The organism is Methylobacterium sp. J-048 (genome assembly GCF_022829515.1).
Taxonomy (GTDB): Bacteria; Pseudomonadota; Alphaproteobacteria; order Rhizobiales; family Beijerinckiaceae; genus Methylobacterium.
The window spans coordinates 1-21165 of sequence record NZ_JAKSYL010000046.1 but is presented as its reverse complement, the minus strand read 5'-3'; the positions used below and the strand labels follow the sequence as shown (position 1 = coordinate 21165).

Below are 21165 nucleotides of genomic sequence, written 5' to 3'. Positions count from 1 at the left end.
CCGGCGATGAGTGCCCCCCTCAAGGGATCAGCCGGTCCGCCCGGAGCCGGGTGAACAGGTCGTAGAACGCGTCGTCGGTGGGCTGATAGGCCGTAAAACCCAGCCGTCGGCTCTTGCTCATGTCGGTGACGACCTCGATCGGCCGGCCGAGATCGGCATCGGTGTGCCAGGGCGAGGCCAGCTTCGCGAGGTCCGGCTCGGCCAGGTTATGGCGCTGGGCGATCTCGGCCCAGGCTTGGCCGTCCTGCGCCATCCTGTCCTCCAGCGGCCGGACCGTGCCGTCGAACGGTACCGCCTCAATCCCGAACCAGTCGGCGATCCGGCCCCACATCCAGCTCCAGCGGAAGACGTCGCCGTCGACCACGTTGAACGCTTGGTTGGCGGCCTTGGGCTCGGTCGAGGCCCAGAGCAACTGGCGCGCGAGCAGCCTTGCGTCGGTCATGTCGGTGAGCCCGTTCCACTGGGCGGCCGAGCCCGGGAAGGTGAAGGGGCGCCCCAGCTCGCGGCACAGGGTGGCGTAGCAGGCCAGCGTCGTGCCCATGTTCATGGCGTTGCCCACCGCCTTGCCGATGATCGTGTGCGGGCGATGCACGCTCCAGGTGAAGCCGTCGCGGGCGCTGGCCGCGAACACCGCGTCCTCCTGGGCATAGTAAAAATTCTCGATGTCGAGCCGGCCCTGGTCTTCGCGGAACGGCGTCTGCGGCAGGGTGCCCTTCCCGTAGGCCTCGAACGGGCCGAGATAGTGCTTCAGCCCGGTCACCAGGGCGACGTGGCGGACGCTCTTCTGCGGCCGCAGGGCGTCGAGCAGGTTCTCGATCATCGCCCGGTTGACCCGGATCATCTCGGCCTCGGTCGGGCGCCGCTGCCAGGTCGCCAAGAAGACGTGGCTCGGGGCGAGGCCGGAGAGCCCCGTCTCCAGGGAGGCCGGGTCCTGCAGGTCGGCCACCACGGGCTCGACCCCCGCCAGATCCACCGGCTTGCGGGCGAGCCCCGCAACCCGCCAGCCCTCCCCGGTGAGCAGCGCCGCAGTTGCGCTCCCGACGATCCCGCTGGCGCCGACGATCAGGGCGGTGTTCGACATGCAAAGCCTTTCAACCTGGCTCAAGCCCAGGTTGAGCGGCAGATGCGGCCGTCACCGACAGGCTTCAAGGCCAACCGGCGCCGCCCTCCCCCGCGCCGAGGTATTGGCGGGGACCGATCGCGTGCGTGAGCGACCCCGGGCGCAGGGCCTTATTCAGTCCTCGAAGGACGCGGGTAGGGCACCACCGGCCGAACATCCGCTTTGTCATTCCGGGGCGCCGAAGGCGAGCCCGGAACCCAGAGCCGCCGACGGTGCAAGGGCTTGATCTGCCGGCGGTTATGGATCCCGGGTTCCGCTTCGCGGCCCCGGGATGACAAAGGGATTGATCTTGCCGCCAGAGCCTCGTCGATCGGTGTCGTGATGCGCGCCGGCGCCCCCGACCCTCACGCCACCCGGTCGATCGCCGCCCCCAGCACCTCGACGATCTCGCCGATCTGGCCGCGCTCCAAGATCAGCGGCGGCGACAGGGCGATGATGTCGCCGGTGACCCGGGTGAGCAGCCCGCGCGCAAAACAATCCACGAACAGGTCGTAGGCGCGCTTGCCGGGGGCGTCGGGCCGGGGCGCCAGCTCGATGCCGGCGATCAGCCCGATGGTGCGGATGTCGATGACGTTCCTGCGCCCGCGCAGGTCGTGCATCGCCGTGGCCCAGTCGTCGGCGAGATCGGCGGCGCGGGTGAGCAGCCCCTCCTCCCGGTAGATGTCCAGCGTGGCGAGGCCCGCCGCGCAGGCGACCGGGTGGCCGGAATAGGTGTAGCCGTGGAACAGCTCGATCCCGTCCGGGCCGTTCATCAGCGCGTCGTGCACGGCGCGGCTCGCGAACACCGCGCCCATCGGCACCGTGCCGTTGGTCAGGCCCTTGGCGCTGGTGACGAGGTCCGGCACCACGCCGAAATAATCGGTGGCGAAGGGCGCGCCGAGGCGGCCGAAGCCGGAAATGACCTCGTCGAAGATCAGCAGGATGCCGTGCTTCGTGCAGATTTCGCGCAGCCGCTCGAGATAGCCCTTCGGCGGGATCAGCACGCCGGTGGAGCCCGCCACCGGCTCGACGATGCAGGCCGCGATGGTCTCGGCTCCATGGAGCGCCACCAGCCGCTCCAGGTCGTCGGCGAGCTCCGCCCCGTGTTCCGGCTGGCCCTTCACGAAGGCGTTGCGGGCCGGGTCGTGGGTGTGGCGCAGGTGATCGGTGCCGTTGAGCTGCGGGAAGACCCGGCGGTTCGAGACGATGCCGCCCACCGACAGGCCGCCGAAGCCGACGCCGTGATAGCCGCGCTCCCGGCCGATCAGCCGGGTCCGGGTCCCCTGCCCGATCGCCCGCTGGTAGGCGAGCGCGATCTTGAGGGCGGTGTCGACCGATTCGGAGCCCGAATTGGTGAAGAACACCCGGTCGAGGCGCTGGTCCGGGCCGCCCGGGGCGATCTCGGCCAAACGCTCGGCGAATTCGAAGGCGATCGGGTGGCCCATCTGGAAGGTCGGGGCGAAATCGAGCGTCGCGAGCTGGCGTTCCACCGCGGCGCTGATCCCCCGGCGCCCGTGGCCGGCATTGACGCACCAGAGCCCGGCGGTGCCGTCCAGCACCGTGCGGCCGTCATCGGCCGTGTAGTGCATGCCCTGCGCGGCCACGAGCATCCGCGGCGCCGCCTTGAACTGGCGGTTGGCGGTAAACGGCATCCAGAAGGCGTCGAGGGACGGCGTGTTGCGTAAGGGATGATCGGTCATGGAGGGCGCTCCGGGGCGGCGATCGGTCCAGGGGACACCCTGGCGGATCGGGCAACAAGTCCTTTTCTGATCGCCGCCAAGCCCTTGCAGAATCGGGGCCGCGGGCGCCACCGTTGCGGGATCCTCAACACCTGAAACGGGGTTCTTGGCGGATGAGCATCGATGTCGGCGAGCGCCTGCGCTTCGTGCGCGCCCGCCACGGCCTGTCGCAGCGAGCGCTGGCCAAGCGCGCCGGGGTGACGAACTCGGCGATCTCGCTGATCGAGGCGAACCGGGTGAACCCCTCGGTGGGCGCCCTGAAGCGCATCCTCGACGGGGTGCCGATCGGCATGGCCGAATTCTTCGCCCTCGAACCGGAGCCCGAGCGCAAGGCGTTCTTCGCCGCCCACGAACTCACCGAGATCGGCCGCAGGGCGACCAAGGGGTCGATCTCCTACGCCCAGGTCGGCGACAGCCTGTTCGGACGCACGCTTCAGCTCCTGAAGGAACGCTACGAGCCCGGCGCCGATACCGGCCGGGTGCCGCTCTCCCACGAGGGCGAGGAGGGCGGCATCGTGCTGTCCGGGCGCCTGGAGGTCACGGTCGGCGAGGAGCGGCGCATCCTCGGCCCCGGCGACGCCTACAGCTTCGACAGCCGCCGCCCGCACCGGTTCCGCTGCGTCGGCCCCAACCCGTGCGAGGTGGTGAGCGCCTGCACGCCGCCGAGTTTTTAGAGCCCCGATGCCGGGCGACAGCGTCATCCTCCTGCACGGCCTCGGCCGGACGGCCGCCTCGCTCGCGCGCATGCGGGCGGCGCTGACGGCGTCGGGCTACCGGGCGGTGGCGCTCGACTATCCCTCGACCCGCCACACCCTGCCGGATCTCGCGGCGGCGCTCGGTCCCCGCATCGCCGCGATCGCGGGCGAGACCCCGGGACAGCTGCACTTCGTCGGGCACTCGATGGGCGGCCTCCTCGCCCGGGCCCTGATCGCACAGGCGCGGCCCGAACGGCTCGGCCGGCTGGTCATGCTCGGGCCGCCCAATCGCGGCAGCGAGATCGCGGACCGGCTGAGCCATTTTCGTCTCTACCGCCATGTCTTCGGGCCGGCGGCCCTCACGCTCGGAACCGGCAGCGTCCCGGTCTGGCCCAAGCCGGATTACGCGATCGGCGTCATCGCCGGCACCCGCACGATCGACCCGGTCGGCTGGCTGATGCTGCCGCGGCCCAATGACGGGCGGGTCAGCGTGGCGGCGACCCGGCTTGCGGGGCTGCGGGGCCATCTGGTCCTGCCGGTGAGCCACGCGCTGATGATGAATCATCCCACCGTCATCGCGCAGACCTTGCAGTTCCTGGCGACCGGCGCCTTTGCGAGCGGCGAGTGACTTCGGCGTATCCCGGCGCCCGCATGGGTTGAGGATCGTCACGAGCGGTCCGGTCGATTTCCGTTCAAAGGCCGCGGATCCGGCTAATGCCGGCTTCAGAGGAGGCCGGCTAGGATTGGCGCATGACCACCCTTGCCGCCACCGCAACCCATATGCAGGCTGCGTCCCAGCATCAGACGATCGGCACCGCGGTCGCGCGCCAGCAGATCGCCTCCGAGAAGGCCGTCGCCGGGCTGGTGGGGGAAGGCGCTCGGAACGGCGCCTCCGCCAGTCCTCCGGCCCCTCCCGGCCAGGGCCAGCGCATCGACCTCAAAGTCTAGAAAACCTGTTCGAAGCCGTAGAGCCGGCGCGGGTTGTCGACGAAGAGCCGGCGGCGCCGCTCCTCGTCCGGCACCCAGTCCGCCATCAGGTCCAAAAGGTCGGCGAGGCCCGGCGGCCCGTCCCAGGCGGCCACGTGCGGCCAGTCCGAGCCCCAGAGGCAGCGCTCGGGGGCGGCGTCGTTGAGGGCGCGGGCGAAGGGAACCGTATCGGCGTAGGGCGGCCCGGCGACCGAATCCCGGAAGGCGCCCGACAGCTTGACCCAATGGCCGTCGCGCATGAGGCCGAGCAGCGCCTGGAAGCCGGGATGGTCCACCCCGGCCGAGGCCGGCATGTGACCCATATGGTCGAACACCAGCGGCACCGGCAGCCGCGACAGGCGCCCGGTAATGGGCGGCAGGTCGCGGGCGTCGAGCAGGAACTGCAGGTGCCAGCCCATCTCGCGGGCCAGCGCCCCGTAGGCCTCGACCGCATCGAGCCCGATCCCGCCGCCGAACAGCACGTTGAGGCGCAGCCCCACCACCCCGGCCTCCTTGAGGGCCTCGAGGTCCGCGTCGGGCAGGCCGAGGGGGATCACCGCGATGCCGCGCAGGCGCTGCCGGTTGGCCCGGAGCGTTTCCACCATCAGGCGGTTGTCGGTGCCGTGGACGCTGACCTGGACCAGCACGCCGTGGGCCATGCCGGTGGCGTCGAGCATCGCGAGATACCGGTCCGCCGGGGCGGCCGGCGGCGTGTAGCTGCGGTCGGCGACCAACGGATAGGCCGGCGGCAGGCCGATGACGTGGGCGTGGGTGTCGACCGCGCCGGCGGGCACCCGGTAGCGGGTCGGCCCGCCCGGATGCGGATCCGGGGCGGGGCAGTCTCGGATCTCCGCCATGGTCAGGTATCCGCGTGCAGCACCCGGCCGCGGGTCTCGGGCAACGCGAAGGCCGCCAGGAAGAAGATCCCGTAGGCGAGCGCCGCGAAGATCGCGATGGCGGAGGCCAGGCCCGCGCGCTCGGCGAGGTAGCCGACCAGCGCCGGGAACAGGGCGCCGACGCCCCGGCCGAAATTGTAGCAGAACCCCTGCCCCGAGCCGCGCAGGCGGGTCGGGTAGAGCTCGGTCAGGAACGCGCCCATCCCGGAGAAGTAGCCCGAGGCGAAGAAGCCCAGCGGGAAGCCCAGCACCCAGAGCACGCCGTTCGAGAGCGGGATCTGCGTGTAGGCGACGATCACGGCGATCGCGCCCAGGGAAAAGATCAGGAACAGCGGCCGCCGGCCGAGCCGGTCCGCCACCCAGGCGCCGACCAGGTAGCCGGTGAACGAGCCGATGATCAGAGCCGCGAGGTAGCCCGTGGAGGACACCACCGACAGGCCGCGCTCGGTGGTGAGGAAGCGCGGCACCCAGGTGGTGATCGCGTAATAGCCGCCCTGGCAGCCTGCCGCCGCCAGCGAGGCGAGCAGGGTGGTCTTGAGGATCGGCCCGGAAAAGATCTCCCAGATCTTCGGCCGGTCGCCGGTGGCGATGGCGCGCGCCCGGGTCTCGGCGGCAACCTGCGGCTCCTGGACGTAGCGGCGCAGGTAGAACACCAGCAGAGCCGGCAGGGCGCCGATCGCGAACATCCAGCGCCAGGCGATCTCGGGGGGCAGCAGCGAGAAGGTCACCGCCTGGGCGAGCACCGCCATGCCCCAGCCGATCGCCCAGCCGGACTGGACCGAGCCGACGGCGCGGCCGCGATACTCGGCCCGGATGGTCTCGCCGATCAGCACGGCGCCGGCCGCCCATTCGCCGCCGAAGCCGAGCCCCAGGATCGCCCGGGCGATGAGCAGCTGCTCGAAGTTCTGCACGAAGGCGCAGAGCAGCGAGAACACCGAGAACCACAGGATGGTGATCTGGAGGGTGAGCACCCGGCCGATCCGGTCGGCGACGAAGCCGGCGAGCCAGCCGCCGAGCGCCGAGGCCAGCAGCGTCACCGTGGCGGCGAGGCCGGCCGTGCCGGCATCGACGTGCCACAGGGCCATGATCGTCCCGATCACCAGCGGGTAGATCATGAAGTCCATGCCGTCGAGGCACCACCCGGAAGCGCACGCCCAGAACGTGTGCCGCTCCGTCGCGGTCATGGATCGGTAGAAGGCCGTGAGGCTGGCGTCGCGGATTTCCACCGCCTCCACGCCCGTCTTCCCCGGCCCGGCTTCCGTACGCATGACACTCTCCCATAACGGGATAGCAGTATCGGCGCCCATGGCCGAGCTTTGCAACCGTCGGGAGGCGCCACGCAAGGAAAAGGCCGCCCGGAGGCGGCCTTTCCCGATCGGCGCGGTTCGGTCGATGCCGCTCAGTAGCAGCGCTCGACCAGGACCCGGCGGTAGCCGTAGGGGGTCCAGCGGGTCCGCGGGACCGTGTAGCAGCCGCCGCCGTAGCCGTAATCGCCGCCATAGCCGTAGCCGACCGGGGCGTAGCCGCCGCCATAGCCGCCGTAGCCGTAGCCCGGATAGCCGTAGCCACCGTAGCCGCCATAGAGGCCGCCGGCCGCCAAGCCGAGCCCGACGCCGAGACCCAGGCCGCCGAGGCCGTAGCCGTAACCGCCGCGATAGCCGTAGCCGCGGCCGTAGCCGCCGCGGAAGCCGGCCCCGCGGAACCCGCCGCCGAATCCGCCACCGCGGAAGCCGCCGAACCCGCCGCCCCGGAATCCGCCGCCGCCGAAGCCGCCGCCGTGGAATCCACCACCGCCGAAGCCGCGCGCATCCGCGCTGGCCGGCATCAGCACCAGGGCACCCGCCGCCAGCAGGGCCGAGCCGAGCACTGCACCCTTCATCGTATCTCTCCGTCGAAAATACCGCCCTCGTGGTCCAGAAACGCCCGAATATGGAAAACAGTTCAGCTGCCGCCCGCGGCGCGCCGCCGCTGCCTCGGCACGCAAGCCCGGCACCATCCTGGGCGCCGATGGTGCGGTTCCGGACACCAAAATCGCCGTTTTCCCAGGCGAGAGGCGCTGCGTCCGCCCGCGTCTCCGCCCGTGGGCCTCACGGAACCCTCGATGACGACGCGCCCGGTTCACGCCCTGTTGATCGCCCTCCTGGCGCTTATCGTCCTCGCCCGCGGGGCCGGGGCGGCGCCGGCCGCGCCCGATCTCTGCCGTGCCGTCCAGGCGCAGGGCGAGAGCTTCACGGTCTGCACCATCGACCTGCGGCGGCAGCGGCTGCGGCTGTTCTGGCTGCAGGAGGACGGCCGGCCCTACGGCGCGTTGGGAACGCTTGCCGAGAAACAGGGGGGCCGGCTCGGCTTCGCGATGAATGCCGGCATGTACGACAAGGACCAGGCGCCGGTGGGCCTCTACGTCGAGGACGGGCGCGAGATGAAGCACGTCTCGACCGCGGACGGCCCGGGCAACTTCCACCTCAAACCCAACGGGATCTTATGGGTGAAGGGCGACCGGGCCGGGGTGCTCGACACCGGCCACTATCTCCGGGCGAAGATCCGGCCGGACTTCGCCACGCAATCCGGCCCGATGCTGGTGATCGACGGGCAGATCCACCCGAAAATCTCGGCGGACGGGCCGAGCCAGAAGATCCGCAACGGCGTCGGGGTGCAGGAGGACGGCCGCGTGGCGGTGTTCGCCATCTCCGAGCGGCCGGTGACCTTCGGGGCCTTCGCCCGCCTGTTCCGGGACGACCTCGGCTGCCGCGACGCCCTGTTCCTCGACGGCACGGTGTCGAGCCTCTACGCGCCGAATCTCGGCCGCTCGGACATCAGCCGCCCGCTGGGGCCGCTGGTCGGGGCGATGGCGCGGTAGGGGGACCGGCCTCAGGGAAGTGACGGCAGGAATAAATCACCCTGTCATTCCGGGGCCGCGAAGCGGAACCCGGAATCCAGAGCCGCCATGCCTTCCGCATTATCAGCGGCGGCGTTTCAACCCGTTCGTAAGGCGCGGCGGTTCTGGATTCCGGGCTCGCCTGCGGCGCCCCGGAATGACACGGTGGATTGTGAGAGGTTGCAGAATTCGCAAATCTCAACGCTGCCCGAACGCCGTGTCCTTGAACAGGTCCTTGTACTCCCGCGGCTGCGAGCGCCAGTACTGCTTGGGCGCCCGCACCCGGGCGCCGAGTTCGGCCGCCGCGTGCCAGGGCCAGCGGGGATCGTACAGCACGGCCCGGGCCAGCGAGATCGCATCGGCCTTGCCCTCGGCCAGGATGGTTTCGGCCTGCTGCGCCTCGGTGATCAGGCCGACCGCGATGGTGGCCAGCCCGGTCTCGGCCTTGATCCGCTCGGCATAGGGCACCTGATAGCCCGGCCCGAGCTTGATCGCCTGCTTGGGCGAGACGCCGCCCGTGGAGACGTGGAGCGCGGGCGAGCCGGCCCGCTTGAGCGCCTGGGCGAGCGCCACGGTCTCGTCGAGGTCCCAGCCGTCCTCGACCCAGTCGGTGGCCGAGACCCGCAGCCAGACTGGCCTGCCCGCCGGCACGACGTCGCGCACGGCGTCGTAGACTTCGAGGGGGAAGCGCATCCGGTTCTCGAGGCTGCCGCCATAGGCGTCGGTGCGCTTGTTGGCGATCGGCGACAGGAACTGGTGCAGCAGGTAGCCGTGGGCGCCGTGCAGCTCGACGGCCTCGATCCCGAGGCGTACGGCCCGCTTGGCGGTCGCGACGAACTGGTCGCGCACGCGCTTCAGGTCGGCCGCGTCGAGGGCGTGGGGCGGCACCTCGGCCTCGCCGTGCGGGACCGCGGAGGGCGCCTCCGTGCGCCAGCCATAGGGATGCTCGGGCGGGATCTGCTGGCCGCCGTCCCAGGGCGCCTGGCTCGACGCCTTGCGGCCGGCATGGGCGATCTGGATGCAGATCGGGATCGGGGCGTATTCGCGCACCGCCTCGAGCACCCGGCCGAGCGCCCGCTCGCACCCGTCCGAGTACAGGCCGAGGTCCCAGGCGGTGATCCGCGCCTCGGGCGAGACCGCGGTGGCTTCCAGGGTCAGCAGGCCGGCCCCCGACATCGCCATCTGGCCGAGATGCATCATGTGCCAGTCGGTGGCCTCGCCGTCCCGGGCCGAATACTGGCACATCGGCGCGATCAGGATGCGGTTCTCGAGGGTGAGGGCATCCAGGGTGAGCGGTTCGAACAGGCGGGCGGTCATGGGCGGCTCCGGTGCGGGCTGGGCCTATGTGATGCAAAGCCGCAACCGCGGCCAGCGCCACCGGGTGCGGAAGCTCACCCCTCATGCAGGTGGCGCGGGATCCGTGGGGAACCGACCGCCCGTTCGGTAACTTTTGGCAGGACGACGGCCTGAAGCCGGCGATGCGAACCGCCTGAGGGGGCGAGATCGCGCGAGGTCCTCCCCATGTCGCTCCCGAACCGTTCCACCTGTCTCGCCGCCCTGGCCGCGGCCCCGCTCGCCCTGGCGGCGTTCCTGGCCGTCCCGGCCGAGGCCCAGCCGGCCGCGTTCGGCGGCCAGAAAATCCTGATCCACGGTAATTACTGCGGCCCGGGCAACAACGCCCCGCTGCCGCCGATCGACGCCCTCGACGCGGCCTGCGCCCGTCACGATGCCTGTACCCCGGCGGGCGGCCTGCCGTCCCAGGCCTGCAACCTGCGCCTCCAGCGCGACGCGGCGCTCGTCGCGCGCGACCCGCGCCAGCCCCAGGACCTGCGGGCCCTGGCCGGCCTGGTCGCGGCGAGCGCGACGCTGATCCCCACCGAGCCCGGCCCGCAGCGCCTGCCCGCCTCGGTTTCCACAGAGACGATGCCGGGCGCCTACGCGCCGAACCTGTCCCGATCGGCCCCCTCGGCCCCCTCGGCCGATGTCCCGGACGAGGAGCCGGGCGACGCGGAATGAAGCTGAGCCGGAGTGCTTCGCCCCGGCCCCGTTCGAACGGATCAGGCCTGGGCCCCCGCCGTCCGTGCATGGCCTGAGAAGAACCGGACCATCTCGCGGCTCGCATCCGGGCCGCTCGGCTCCGTGAACGACCCGTCCGGGCTGCCGCCCGACCAGGCATGCCCGGCGCCGTGCAGGACCCAGTATTCCAGCTGGGTCCGGCCGGCCGCGTCGGTGCGGACGGTCTTGGTATAGGCGACGCCCCCCGGGCTCGTGCCGCGGTCGACCGTCTCGGCGAGGCCCGTGGCCGCCATGGCCTGGGCGACCACCTGGTCGCCGTTGGCCGGGTGGACGGTGCGGTCGACGTCGCCGTGGAACACGATGGTCGGGACCGCCTGCCGGTTGCGTCCCGGAGCGCTCCCCTGCCCCTTCATGGCGGCGAAGGCCGAGGGCACGTCCCGGGCGGAGCCGCAGGCAAGGCCCGAATGGACGCCGACCGCCGCGAACAGGTCCGGATAGGTCGCCGCCAGGATCGCCGCCGCGGCGCCCCCGGCCGAGAGACCGGCGGCGTAGACCCGGTCCGGATCGGCGGAGAACTCTTCGATCACCGCCCGGGCGATGCCGGCGAGCAGGGCCGGCTCGCCGCCGTCGCGGGCCTGGTCGCCGGCGGCGTACCAGTTCCAGCAGCGCTGCATGTTCGCCGATTGCGGCTGCTCCGGGTAGGCGACCAGGAAGGTCTGTTCCTCGGCGAGGCGGTTCATCCGCGTGCCGGCGGCAAAATCGTCCGGGTTCTGGGTGCAGCCGTGCAGCATCAAAAGGACCGGCAGGGCCTGGCCCGTGTAGCCGCTCGGCACGAACACCTTGTAGCGGCGGCTGCCCGCGGCGGCCGTGAAGACCCGGTCCTCGAACCGGGCGCCCTCCGGCACGGTCGCGGCAGCGGCCCGGCCGGGCTGGCCGGGGGCTCCGGCGAAACCCTCCGCGAAGCCGTCGATGGAAATGCCGCCTTTGGCGAGGCCGTCGCGCACGGTGCGCATCACCGCTGAAGCGATGTCGGCACCTCCGGGGGCGGCGTGCTCCGGAGCTGCGGCCGGGTCCGGCGCGGTCCAGGCGCCGTCAGGGCCCTGCGGCGCCTCCATGTCGATGATGCTGCTGCCCCCGTCCGGCGCGGCCGCCCGGTCCCGCGCTTCCGCCCAGCGGGCGAAGGCGTCGGCCTGCCGTCGCTGGAACCGGCCCATGGCGGCTGTCATCCGGGCGGCCCGGGCGGCGCGCTTGCCCTCCGTCTCGGCCGAGCCGGAGGCGCCGAAGCCGCCGAGCTTCATCTTCGAAAGATCGAAATTCAAAAAGTCCATCTTGGGGACGTATTTCATCGGGCCGTTCCTTGCGGGTGGGGTTCGGACACGGCCGGCTGCTGCGCCTGACTGTGCGGTCGGGGTGTTCGGATAGGCTGCTCAGGCGATCCGGTCGGCCAGGGCGGCCTTGACCGCGGGGCTCGCCTGGAACGCGCCCAGAACCTCCACGGAGGCGATCGCGGCGCGCGCCAGTTCGGGGGTGACATCCAGCGCCACGGTGGCGAGGCCGAGGACCTGGATGTGCAGGGGCACGCCGGCATCCCGGGCGGCCTCCAGGGCGGCGCGGGAATAGTGCGACACGCCCAGGCGCAGCTGGCGCCGGGCCACGGATTGGCGCACCGCCTCCTCCTGCCGGTCGAGCTGGTTGCGCACCGCGGTGCGGATGAAGTCGGCCCGGTTGGCGTAGAACCCGTCACGGACCATCAGGTCGACCCGGCCGAGATCGACGAAGCCGAGGTTGATCGTGATCTTCTCGCTGTCCGGCACCTTGGGCCGGAGCTCCTGCACGCTGTCGGTCATCGCCTCGCCCTCCCCAGACCATCCGGTTGGATGGTCTAGAGATGGTTGGCGGATGCTGCAGCGCAAGAGGCGATGGCGGCGTGTCTTGAAATCATCGTGGTTTCAAAAGGTCCGGGCCCCCCTTTCAAGGTGTTTGGATTGGGGCGTGTTCGGGACGTTTCGCCAACGGGTTCACACGTCTCCACTTGACGGCAACGCTTTGAAAGATTGGCGCTTTCCCCGGCCCCTTGCGGGGAAGGGAAAGCGCCTTTCTTTCAGAACCTTGGTGTTCGGAAGAGAAGTGTGAACCCGGTAGGTATGCGGGGAGAGAACGAGCCCACGTCCTTCCATGGAGAACGTGCCACCCGCTGCCCTCACGGCCGGGTGCAGAACCCGACGATCCCCGAGGCTTCCGACGGGCAGGTGACGCCCTCCCCATCATAGACCGGGGTGCCGGCCTTGAGGCAGTGGGCGGTGACCAGGATCTCCTCGGCCGGACAGGTGATCGTGCAGCCGCCCGCGCAGTCGGACTTGCGCACGGCCCGGAGGGCGGACGCGCCCGCCTCGCCCTTGGGGCCCGCTCCGCCGACCGGGCCGGGCTCGCCCTTGGTCCCCGGCTCGCCCTTGATCCCGGCTTCGCCCTTGGGGCCTTGATCCCCCTTGGCACCCGGGAGTCCCGGAACGCCCGGCTCACCCTTCTCCCCCTTCGGACCCGCCTCGCCCTTCGGCCCCGCCTCCCCGGGCGGCCCCGCGGCACCCTGCGGGCCGGGAGGGCCCGGAGGCCCCTCGGCGGCGCAGTTCGCGATCACGGCCTCGCGCTCGTCCGGCTCGGCCTTGAGGGTCGCCACGCAGGTCGGCGGCCGGTAGGGGACCCGGAAGGTGAAGCGCCCGCGCCGGTCGGCCTGGATCGAGATGTCGTCGTCCAGGACCACGATCGCCCCGGGCTTGCGCACCGAGCCCGAGATCCGCAGGTCGCCGGCCTCGATCCGGGCGTCGTAGACCATGATCGGCTGGCTCGGGACCGGGGCCTGCCGGGGCCGCGGCTTGGCCGGGCGCGGGCGCGCCTCGGAGGATGGGGCGGGGCCGGGGTCGGGCGGCTGCTGGGCTGAGGCCGCTCCGGAGAGGGCGAGCAGGATCGTCAAGGCGAGGGCTGGGCGCATGCTCGGACCATGTCCACCGCGTCTGACGCGCGGTCACCGACTTGTGGTCCCGGGCCGCGGAGCCGGTCAACCGCGGCTTTGGTCGCGGGCGGCCCGGCCGATTCCACAGGCGTCCACATCCATCCACAGGCCAAGCCGCTGGCCCGGCTTCCGATTCCGCTGCCATGCGGAAACGGTTTGAACATGTTCCTGTTATGTTCCTATCGTCCGGCATGATCGGAGCACGCGGAGATGGGGCTGGACCCTTTAAACCAGACCGGGCGGGATCCCGCTATGGGAAGCCCCCGGGAGCGGCTGGCGGCCCTGCGGGCGCAGCTCGCGGCTCCGGGCGCCCCGGCGGCGCCGCGCCCGGTCCTGCCGCTCGGCCTGACGGCGATCGACGCGCATCTGCCCGGCGGCGGCCTGGCCCTCGGGCCGCCGCACGAGATCGCCCCGATGGAGCCCGCGGACGCGGTCGCGGCCCTGGGCTTCGCCCTGGCCCTCTGTGCCGGCCGGCTCGCCCGCACGCAAGGCGCGGCGCTGATCGCCGCCGCGCCGAGCCAGCCCCTGCCCCACGGCCACGGCCTGGCCGGACTCGGCCTCGATCCGGCCCGGCTGCTGCTGCTGGAGGCCGGGGGCGACGCGGACGTGTTTCGCGCCCTCGAGGCGGCGCTTCACGCCCGCGCCCTGCCGGTCCTCATCGGCCTCCTGGCGGACGGCTTGCCGCTGAAGCCGGGCCGGCGCCTGCAGCTCGCCGCCGAAGGGGGGGCGGACGGCGACACGCCGCCGCTCCTGCTGATCCTGCGCCCCGCCGAGACCGGCCTGCCCAACGGCGCCGCCACCCGCTGGCGGATCGCCTCGGCCCCGGCCGCCCGGGACCGGTTCGGGACCCTGGACAGCCCGCGCTGGCGGGCGCGGCTCGAGCGCTGCCGCAACGGCCGGGGCGGCGATTGGCTTGTGGAGTGGGACCATGCCGCGCATCGTCTGCGTCTGCCTGAGCCATTGGCCCGTGACGCGGCTGCGGCGGGCCGGTCTCGCGCCTGACCGGGGCCCGCTCGCGGTGGCGGCCGAGGGCCCCGGCGGCCTGCGGCTCCTCGCCCTCGACCCGGAGGCCCGCGCCCTGGGCCTGCGGCCGGGCGAGCCCCTGGGCCGGGTCCGGGCGCGGATCGGCGTGCCGCTCCAGGTCCATCCCGCCGACCCAGAATCCGACCGGGCGGCGCTGCTGCGCCTCTGCCGCTGGGCGGAGGGCTACGCCCCCGGGGTGGCGCTGTTCGGGGCCGCCGAGGCGGCGGACGGGTTATACATCGACGTCGCCGGGGCGAGCCATCTGCGCAGCGGCGAGGGGCCCCTCGTGGACGATCTGGCCGGACGCCTCGCCCGGTCGAAGATCGCCGCCCGGATCGCGCTGGCCGACACCCCCGGCGGCGCCTTCGCGCTGGCCCGCTACGGCGCCTCCGACCGGGTGATCGTGTCGCCCGGCGGGGCCGCGCAGGCCCTGGAGGCGCTGCCCGTGGAGGCCCTGCGCCTCGATCCCGGCACGGCCTCGGGCCTGCGGCGGCTCGGCCTGCGCCGGGTCGGCGAGGTCGACGCCCTCGCCCGGGGGCCGCTCGCCCGCCGCTTCGGCGAGGCCCTGCTGCTGCGCCTCGACCAGGCGATGGGCCGCCGGCCGGAGCCCCTGGCGCCGCTCACCGAGGCGGCCGCGTACCGGGCGGCCCGCGGCTTCCTCGACCCGATCGGCCGGCAATCGGACATCGTCGTCACCGCCCGGCTGCTGATGGCCGAGATCGCCCCCCGGCTGGAGCGGGACGGGCTCGGCGCCTGCGCCCTGCGCCTCGTGCTGCACCGGGTCGACGGGGTGATGCGCGTGCTCGATCTCGGCCTGTCCCGGCCCGAGCGCTGCCCCGAGCGCGTCGCCGCCCTGGTCTCCCTGCGCCTCGACCGCCTCGGCGCCGGTCTCGACGCCGGCTTCGGCTTCGAGACCGTGGCGCTCACCGTGACGGTGACCGGCGCCCTGTCGGCCCGCCAGACCGAGCTCGGGGCGGCGCCCCAGGGCGACGGGATCGACGCCCTCGCGGACGCCCTGGCGCAGCGCCTCGGCCGGCCGCTCCTGCGCCTCGGGGCGCGGGCGAGCCACATCCCCGAGCGGGCCGCCCGGCCCCTCCCCTGGACTGCGGATCCGGCATCCTGGCCGGACCACCTGCCGCCCCGGCCCCTGGTGCTGTTCCCCCGGGGCGAGGCCGCCCTCGACGTGCTGTCCACCGTGCCCGAGGGGCCGCCCCGGCGGTTCCGCTGGCGCGCCCGGATCCACGCGATCGTCCATGCCGAGGGGCCGGAGCGGATCGCATCCGAGTGGTGGCATGCGCCGGGCGCGGCCCGGGACTATTACCGGGTCGAGTGCGAGGCCGGCCGAAGGCTCTGGCTCTACCGCGACGGGCCGCACGCCCCCGGCCGTCCGGCCGCGTGGTTCGTCCACGGGGTGTTCGCGTGAGCTATCCCGTCGCGCCGAAGATTCCGTACGCCGAGCTCGCCCTCACCACGAACTTTTCGTTTTTACGCGGCGCCTCGCATCCGCAGGAATACGTCGTGCAAGGCGCAGCCTACGGGCTCGAGGCCCTCGGGATCGCCGACCGCAACACCGTGGCCGGGGTGGTGCGGGCGCATGCGGCGGCGCAGGCGCTGGAGGCGGAGAGTTCGACGATCCGCGTCCTGCCCGGCGTGCGCCTCGTCACCGAGGACGGGTTCGAGGCCGTGACCTATCCCGCGGACCGGCCGGCCTGGGGCCGCCTGTGCCGGCTGCTCACCCGGGGCAACCGGCGCAGCCGCAAGGGCGAGTGCCGCTTCACCTTCGCCGAGCTGCTGGAGGCCGCCGAGGGGCAGATGTTCATTGCGATGCCGCCTAGCCGGCGCCTGCGCCCCCCGGACGGTTTTCTGGGCCGGCTCGAAGCCCTGGCCGCGGCCGCCCCGGGCCGGACCTGGCTCGGGGCGAGCCACGCTAGGCGCGGCGACGAGCGCCGCCGCCTCGGTCTGCTGGCCGAGCTGGGCGAACGCCACGGAGCGCCCATGGTCGCGGTCTCGGACGCGCTCTACCACCATCCCGACAGGCGCCCGCTCCAGGATGTGGTGACCTGCATCCGCGAGCGCTGCCGGATCGGGGAGGCCGGCTATCGCCTGGAGGCCAATGCCGAGCGCCACCTGAAGCCCCCCGCCGAGATGGCCCGGCTGTTCGCCGACCATCCAGAGGCGCTGGCCCGCACCGTCGAGATCGCGCAGAGCTGCAGCTTCTCCCTCGGGCAGCTGCACTACGAATATCCCGACGAGCCGGTGCCCCCCGGGCGCACGCCGCAGGCATACCTGGAGGAGAAGACCTGGGAGCGGGCGCTCTGGCGCTATGCCGGCGCCATCCCAGCCGCGGTCGAGGCGACGCTCCGGGAGGAGCTGCGGCTCATCGCGCAGATGGAATACGCCCGCTACTTCCTGACCCTGTTCGACGTGGTCGAGTTTGCCCAGAGCAAGGGGATCCTGTGCCAGGGCCGCGGCTCGGCGGCCAATTCGGCTGTGTGCTTCTGCCTGGGCATCACCGCCGTGGACCCGTCCAAGCACCGGCTGCTGTTCGCCCGGTTCATCTCCGAGAACCGGGGCGAGCCCCCGGACATCGACGTGGATTTCGAGCACGCGCGCCGCGAGGAGGTGATCCAGCACCTCTACGACCGCTACGGCCGGGCGCGCGCCGCCCTCTGCGCCACGGTGATCCATTACCGCCCGCGCATGGCGATCCGCGAGGTCGGCAAGGTGCTGGGGCTCACCGAGGACGTGACCGCGGCGCTCGCCGACACGGTCTGGGGCTCCTGGGGCAAGGACCTGCCGGACAAGCACGTGCGCGAGGCCGGCCTCGACCCCGACAACCCGGTGCTCCGGCAGGCCCTCGATCTCGCGCACCAGCTGATCGGCTTCCCCCGCCACCTGTCGCAGCATGTCGGCGGATTCATCCTGACCCGCGGGCGCCTCGACGAGACCGTGCCGGTGGGCAACGGCGCCATGGCGGACCGCACCTTCATCGAGTGGGACAAGGATGACATCGACGCGATCGGCCTGATGAAGGTCGACGTGCTGGCGCTCGGCATGCTGACCTGCCTGAAGCGCGGCCTCGAGTTTTTGGAACGGGACCACGGCGAGACCTACGAGACGCTCGCCGACCTGCCCCGGGAGGATCCCGACACCTACGCGATGCTGGCGAAGGCCGATTCCGTCGGCGTGTTCCAGGTCGAGAGCCGGGCGCAGATGTCGATGCTGCCCCGCCTCAAGCCGAAGGAATTCTACGACCTCGTGGTCCAGGTGGCGATCGTGCGCCCGGGCCCGATCCAGGGCGACATGGTCCATCCCTACCTGCGGCGGCGGTCGGGGGTCGACCCGGTGGAGTACCCGGCCCCGCATCCGGACCACGGGCCGGCGGACGAGCTGCACGCGGTGCTGCACAAGACCTACGGCGTGCCGCTCTTTCAGGAGCACGCGATGCAGATCGCCATCACGGCGGCGGGTTTTACCCCGGCCGAGGCCGACGGGTTGCGCCGGGCGATGGCGACCTTCCGGCATGTCGGCTCGATCGGCGGCTTCGAGGAGAAGTTCGTGGGCGGCATGACCCGCCGCGGCTATCCGGCGGATTTCGCCCAGCGCTGCTTCGCGCAGATCAAGGGCTTCTCCACCTACGGCTTCCCGGAGAGCCACGCGGCGAGCTTCGCGCTCCTGGTCTACGCCTCGGCCTGGATGAAGTGCCGGCACCCGGACGTGTTCCTGGCCGCGATCCTCAACGCCCAGCCGATGGGCTTCTACCAGCCGGCCCAGCTGGTGCGCGACGCCCGCGCCCACGGGGTCGAGGTGCGGGGCGTCTGCGTCAACGCCAGCGCCTGGGACTGCACCCTGGAGCCGGCCGGGGATCCGAAGCGGCACGCGGTGCGCCTCGGCCTGCGGCAGGTGAGCGGCCTGCCCGAGGCCGCGATGCACCGGCTCGTGCGGCTGCGCGCCAACGGCTATGCCAGCATCGAGGGCCTGCAGGCGGCCCTGGCCCTGCCCCGCAACGCCCTGGAGCGCCTGGCCGAGGCCGACGCGTTCCGGTCGCTCGGCCTCGACCGGCGCGCCGCCCTGTGGATGGTGCGCACGCTCGAGGGCACCTCCTCCCGCAAGGCCGCCAAGGCGGACGGGACCGAGCGCCGCGGCCATCTGCTCGACGCGCCGCTGCCGCTGTTCGCCTGGCACGCCGATGACGGCCTGTTCCGGCACGAGCCGCAGGTGGATCTGCCGTCCCTGCCCCTGTCCGAGGCGGTGGCCGAGGATTACGCTGCCACCGGCCTGTCGCTCCAGGGGCACCCGGTCGCGTTCTTCCGGAGGCGGCTCGCCCGGATCGGCGCGATCCCCGCCCGGGCCCATTGCGATCCGGCCCTGCCCCAGGGCGCCCGGGTCACGGTGGCGGGCCTGGTGCTGATCCGCCAGCGGCCGGGCACCGCCAAGGGCGTGGTGTTCCTGACCCTGGAGGACGAGACCGGTATCGCCAACGTGATCATCTGGAAGGCCGTGTTCGAGGCCAACCGCCGGGCCGCCATGCAGGCCCGGTTCCTCGCCGTACGCGGCCGGGTGCAGCGGGCCGAGGGCGTGGTCCATCTGGTCGCCGAGGGGTTTCGCGACCTCACGGAGTCGTTGCGCGCCCTGCGCGCCGCCGGGATGCGGCTGCCGCCCGAGACCACGGATTTCGGCGCGCCTCAGGACCGGCGCGTGTATCCGAGCCGGGATTTTCACTGAGTGCCTGTGTGAGGAGCCCCACTACCCGCTGCCGAACCCGAGCGGTCGCTCGGGTGGACATGTCCGAAGAACGACAGCTTTCCCGACAATCCGGGCCGGCACCTGCCGACGGCAACAGATTGATGTCGACGATCCGGTCGAGCGGCCCCGTGCGCGGGAAATTGATCGTCCTCCAATCCATCCAGGCCATCTCAGAGGTGGCAACAGCCAAATTTAAAATTAAATTCTGGATCCTTGATTCGAGCTTGACATGCGGCATAAAAAATAAAAAACCTTGCTCTTTACAGCCAGCTTATTAAAAATAAAAATTTACAAAACGACATGCTATATAATCGATAATGGCAGGAAATTTGCAACGGGGACTAATCGAGAGCGCTTTGATTTCACTGAAGATCGGATGTCCCATGAAAGCACTGCGGAAGAGCATAATTACGATACAAAAAATAGTTCACCGAATTGCACAATGGCCGTCTAAAACAATACATTTGATCTATTCAATCGGCATGATTAAACGCAAGGTGATTAATGATCGCATATCTTCTATCAAATCTCACAATAAAAATCTACCAGTTCTGACGAATGAAGAAGAATTACTTGCTCATGGTTTGAAAGGGCAGGGATTTTGCACAACCAATTCTGGCGTATTCGAATTCTTTGGGTCGGAAGAATTTCAGGCAGCGAGCCGCGACATATATGAATTGATGGAGCGGAATTATCGTGAGACGGGAAGAAATATCGACATCATAAAACTACTCGGCGCCAAGCCTTCCTTGATAGATCAATTTGAAACGATCTTCCGTGCCGGGCTGGATATTAAGTTGTTGAGGGTCGTCGAACATTACCTGCAGCTTCCCGTCGCCTATGGAGGAGTGGATATATTTTTCACTGTTGCTGATGGGATAGAGAGAGGCGCGAGGACCTGGCATAAGGATAGCGAAGATAATCCGATGATAAAGGTCGCCGTCTATCTTAATGATGTTGGCAACGATGACGGTCCTCTCGAAATTCTTCATTTGCATCAGGCGCCCCCGGATTTTGAAAAATTACGCGGCTTCAGGCAACAAAAATTGGTGAGCTTGCAAAATGAAGGCACGATTAAATTTGAAATCACATCTTTCACGGGCCCGGCAGGATCTGTGATACTTTGCGACACATTCAAGTATTATCACAGGGGCAAGCCTGCGACGGGGAGAAACCGCAGGGCGTTGTTTTTTAATTATTACGCAAACAGACCCTTGACGCCGTATTTTTGCCCGAACCCGCCTTTTGCGTTGGATAAAATGAAAGACTTGGTTTCAGACTTGTCGACGATACAAAAAGATGCGGCTTTGTGGCGTGAGAATTTGACGCGAATTGATAAAATAGTCACAAAGCGAAAGCCGTATCTGAATTTATAGTTTGGCGCATAATAAATCTCAGTGCGAGTGGGAGGCGTTCGCGGGGTGGTGGAAACGATCGTCCTCTGTGGCGGTTGAGTCCAGTTGCCGACGATCTCGAGATGTGGCCGGTTGTTGTCCAAAAACCAGGATTATATTGAGGTTTGTCTGATCCAGAGTGCGATATGAAGTCGAAAGAGCCGAGCAGAACGACGCTCCCGTGAGCCCGGCGCGTGCTGGTGTACGGAGAGCCAATTTGAGCATGCTGGAACGCCAGCACGGGGTTTCCGCTTTCCCCCATTGCGGACGGCATCCCGCCTCGGACCTCCCCCACTCAGTCGCTGCGCTCGCGATGACGGAGCACGCAAAACACGCGACCCCGTCCTTGACAATGTTCCTATTTTGTGCTCATTAGCCGTCACCTGTCCTCCGGTGCCGCGGGGGTGACTTCGCGGCGCTCCTCGGGGGTCCGTCCGGTGGCTGACCGGCGGGCTCGGAGGATGGGGCGGTGCCTGCGTCGGTGGCTCTCAGCCGCCATCGCCCCGGGCGGCGTGCCGATGCGGGGCGGGTCTCGGTGACGGGCGGGAGATCGGGCGGCAGTGTGCCCGGCGGGGTGCGGAAATGCCCCCGCGGCGACCCGTCTCTGGGCGTGACCCCGAGCAACCTGCGGATCCGCCCACTACGAGGCCGCGGTCGGGTGGACGGCCACGGCGGCGATGCGGGTTCCGGGGGCGTGCGTGTGCTGCCC

The 21165-nt window shown here is 70.4% G+C and carries 18 protein-coding genes; 9 read left to right on the top strand and 9 right to left on the bottom strand.

Features of this window, described 5'->3' with window-relative positions:
• Nucleotides 1-19: 19 nt before the first annotated feature.
• Nucleotides 20-1081: an SDR family oxidoreductase gene (locus MKL09_RS01355; protein WP_244017239.1), complete on the bottom strand. Its 1062-nt coding sequence runs from the start codon at nt 1079-1081 to the stop codon at nt 20-22.
• A gap of 383 nt (nt 1082-1464) precedes the next feature.
• Nucleotides 1465-2799 carry an aspartate aminotransferase family protein gene (locus MKL09_RS01350; RefSeq protein WP_244017237.1) on the bottom strand — a complete coding sequence of 445 codons (1335 nt, stop codon included), beginning with the start codon at nt 2797-2799 and terminating at the stop codon, nt 1465-1467.
• Between the two features lie 152 nt (nt 2800-2951).
• Here MKL09_RS01350 and MKL09_RS01345 point away from each other — a divergent pair, with 152 nt between their 5' ends.
• From MKL09_RS01345 to MKL09_RS01335, 3 genes are all read left to right on the top strand, one after another.
• Nucleotides 2952-3512 (top strand): cupin domain-containing protein, encoded by a 561-nt coding sequence (locus MKL09_RS01345; RefSeq protein WP_244017235.1) that lies wholly within the window; start codon nt 2952-2954, stop codon nt 3510-3512.
• A gap of 7 nt (nt 3513-3519) precedes the next feature.
• A complete protein-coding gene (locus MKL09_RS01340; protein WP_244017233.1) occupies nt 3520-4161 on the top strand; it encodes an alpha/beta fold hydrolase in 642 nt (213 codons plus the stop codon).
• A gap of 122 nt (nt 4162-4283) precedes the next feature.
• Nucleotides 4284-4481, top strand: a complete 198-nt coding sequence (locus MKL09_RS01335; protein ID WP_244017231.1) for a hypothetical protein — start codon at nt 4284-4286, stop codon at nt 4479-4481.
• Here the strand turns inward: MKL09_RS01335 and MKL09_RS01330 are convergent.
• The 3 genes from MKL09_RS01330 to MKL09_RS01320 form a co-directional block, all read right to left on the bottom strand.
• The gene (locus MKL09_RS01330) at nt 4478-5356 is read right to left on the bottom strand and encodes an amidohydrolase family protein (RefSeq protein WP_244017230.1); all 879 of its coding nucleotides are present in this window, start codon (nt 5354-5356) and stop codon (nt 4478-4480) included. The two genes, MKL09_RS01335 and MKL09_RS01330, sit on opposite strands and share 4 nt — an antisense overlap.
• 2 nt (nt 5357-5358) lie before the next feature.
• Nucleotides 5359-6663, bottom strand: a complete 1305-nt coding sequence (locus tag MKL09_RS01325; protein WP_244017228.1) for an MFS transporter — start codon at nt 6661-6663, stop codon at nt 5359-5361.
• Nucleotides 6664-6794: 131 nt separating this feature from the next.
• Nucleotides 6795-7274: a hypothetical protein gene (locus tag MKL09_RS01320; RefSeq protein ID WP_244017226.1), complete on the bottom strand. Its 480-nt coding sequence runs from the start codon at nt 7272-7274 to the stop codon at nt 6795-6797.
• Nucleotides 7275-7496: 222 nt separating this feature from the next.
• Between MKL09_RS01320 and MKL09_RS01315 the strand changes: the two genes are divergently transcribed.
• A complete protein-coding gene (locus MKL09_RS01315; protein ID WP_244017224.1) occupies nt 7497-8252 on the top strand; it encodes a phosphodiester glycosidase family protein in 756 nt (251 codons plus the stop codon).
• Between the two features lie 216 nt (nt 8253-8468).
• Here MKL09_RS01315 and MKL09_RS01310 read toward each other — a convergent pair whose 3' ends face one another.
• Nucleotides 8469-9587, bottom strand: coding sequence for an NADH:flavin oxidoreductase/NADH oxidase (locus MKL09_RS01310; RefSeq protein ID WP_244017222.1), 1119 nt, complete (start codon nt 9585-9587; stop codon nt 8469-8471).
• A 204-nt stretch (nt 9588-9791) separates the two neighbouring features.
• On the opposite strand from MKL09_RS01310, the gene MKL09_RS01305 reads away from it, so the two are divergent.
• Nucleotides 9792-10286, top strand: a complete 495-nt coding sequence (locus MKL09_RS01305; RefSeq protein ID WP_244017220.1) for a hypothetical protein — start codon at nt 9792-9794, stop codon at nt 10284-10286.
• A 41-nt stretch (nt 10287-10327) separates the two neighbouring features.
• Here MKL09_RS01305 and MKL09_RS01300 read toward each other — a convergent pair whose 3' ends face one another.
• The 3 genes from MKL09_RS01300 to MKL09_RS01290 form a co-directional block, all read right to left on the bottom strand.
• Nucleotides 10328-11584 (bottom strand): alpha/beta hydrolase family esterase, encoded by a 1257-nt coding sequence (locus MKL09_RS01300; protein WP_409566890.1) that lies wholly within the window; start codon nt 11582-11584, stop codon nt 10328-10330.
• Nucleotides 11585-11713: 129 nt separating this feature from the next.
• On the bottom strand, nt 11714-12133 hold the full coding sequence (locus tag MKL09_RS01295; protein WP_244017216.1) for a CopG family transcriptional regulator: 420 nt from the start codon (nt 12131-12133) through the stop codon (nt 11714-11716).
• 353 nt (nt 12134-12486) lie between these two features.
• Nucleotides 12487-13272, bottom strand: coding sequence for a collagen-like protein (locus tag MKL09_RS01290; protein WP_244017214.1), 786 nt, complete (start codon nt 13270-13272; stop codon nt 12487-12489).
• Nucleotides 13273-13503: 231 nt separating this feature from the next.
• Here MKL09_RS01290 and MKL09_RS01285 point away from each other — a divergent pair, with 231 nt between their 5' ends.
• The 4 genes from MKL09_RS01285 to MKL09_RS01270 all read left to right on the top strand — a co-directional run bounded on the left by MKL09_RS01285 (nt 13504) and on the right by MKL09_RS01270 (nt 20438).
• Nucleotides 13504-14295 carry an ImuA family protein gene (locus MKL09_RS01285; protein ID WP_244017212.1) on the top strand — a complete coding sequence of 264 codons (792 nt, stop codon included), beginning with the start codon at nt 13504-13506 and terminating at the stop codon, nt 14293-14295.
• Nucleotides 14222-15739 (top strand): DNA polymerase Y family protein, encoded by a 1518-nt coding sequence (locus tag MKL09_RS01280; RefSeq protein WP_244017211.1) that lies wholly within the window; start codon nt 14222-14224, stop codon nt 15737-15739. Before MKL09_RS01285 ends, MKL09_RS01280 begins: the two co-directional genes overlap by 74 nt.
• Nucleotides 15736-19041 (top strand): error-prone DNA polymerase, encoded by a 3306-nt coding sequence (locus MKL09_RS01275; protein ID WP_244017209.1) that lies wholly within the window; start codon nt 15736-15738, stop codon nt 19039-19041. Before MKL09_RS01280 ends, MKL09_RS01275 begins: the two co-directional genes overlap by 4 nt.
• 404 nt (nt 19042-19445) lie before the next feature.
• On the top strand, nt 19446-20438 hold the full coding sequence (locus MKL09_RS01270) for a hypothetical protein (RefSeq protein ID WP_244017207.1): 993 nt from the start codon (nt 19446-19448) through the stop codon (nt 20436-20438).
• Nucleotides 20439-21165 lie beyond the last annotated feature (727 nt).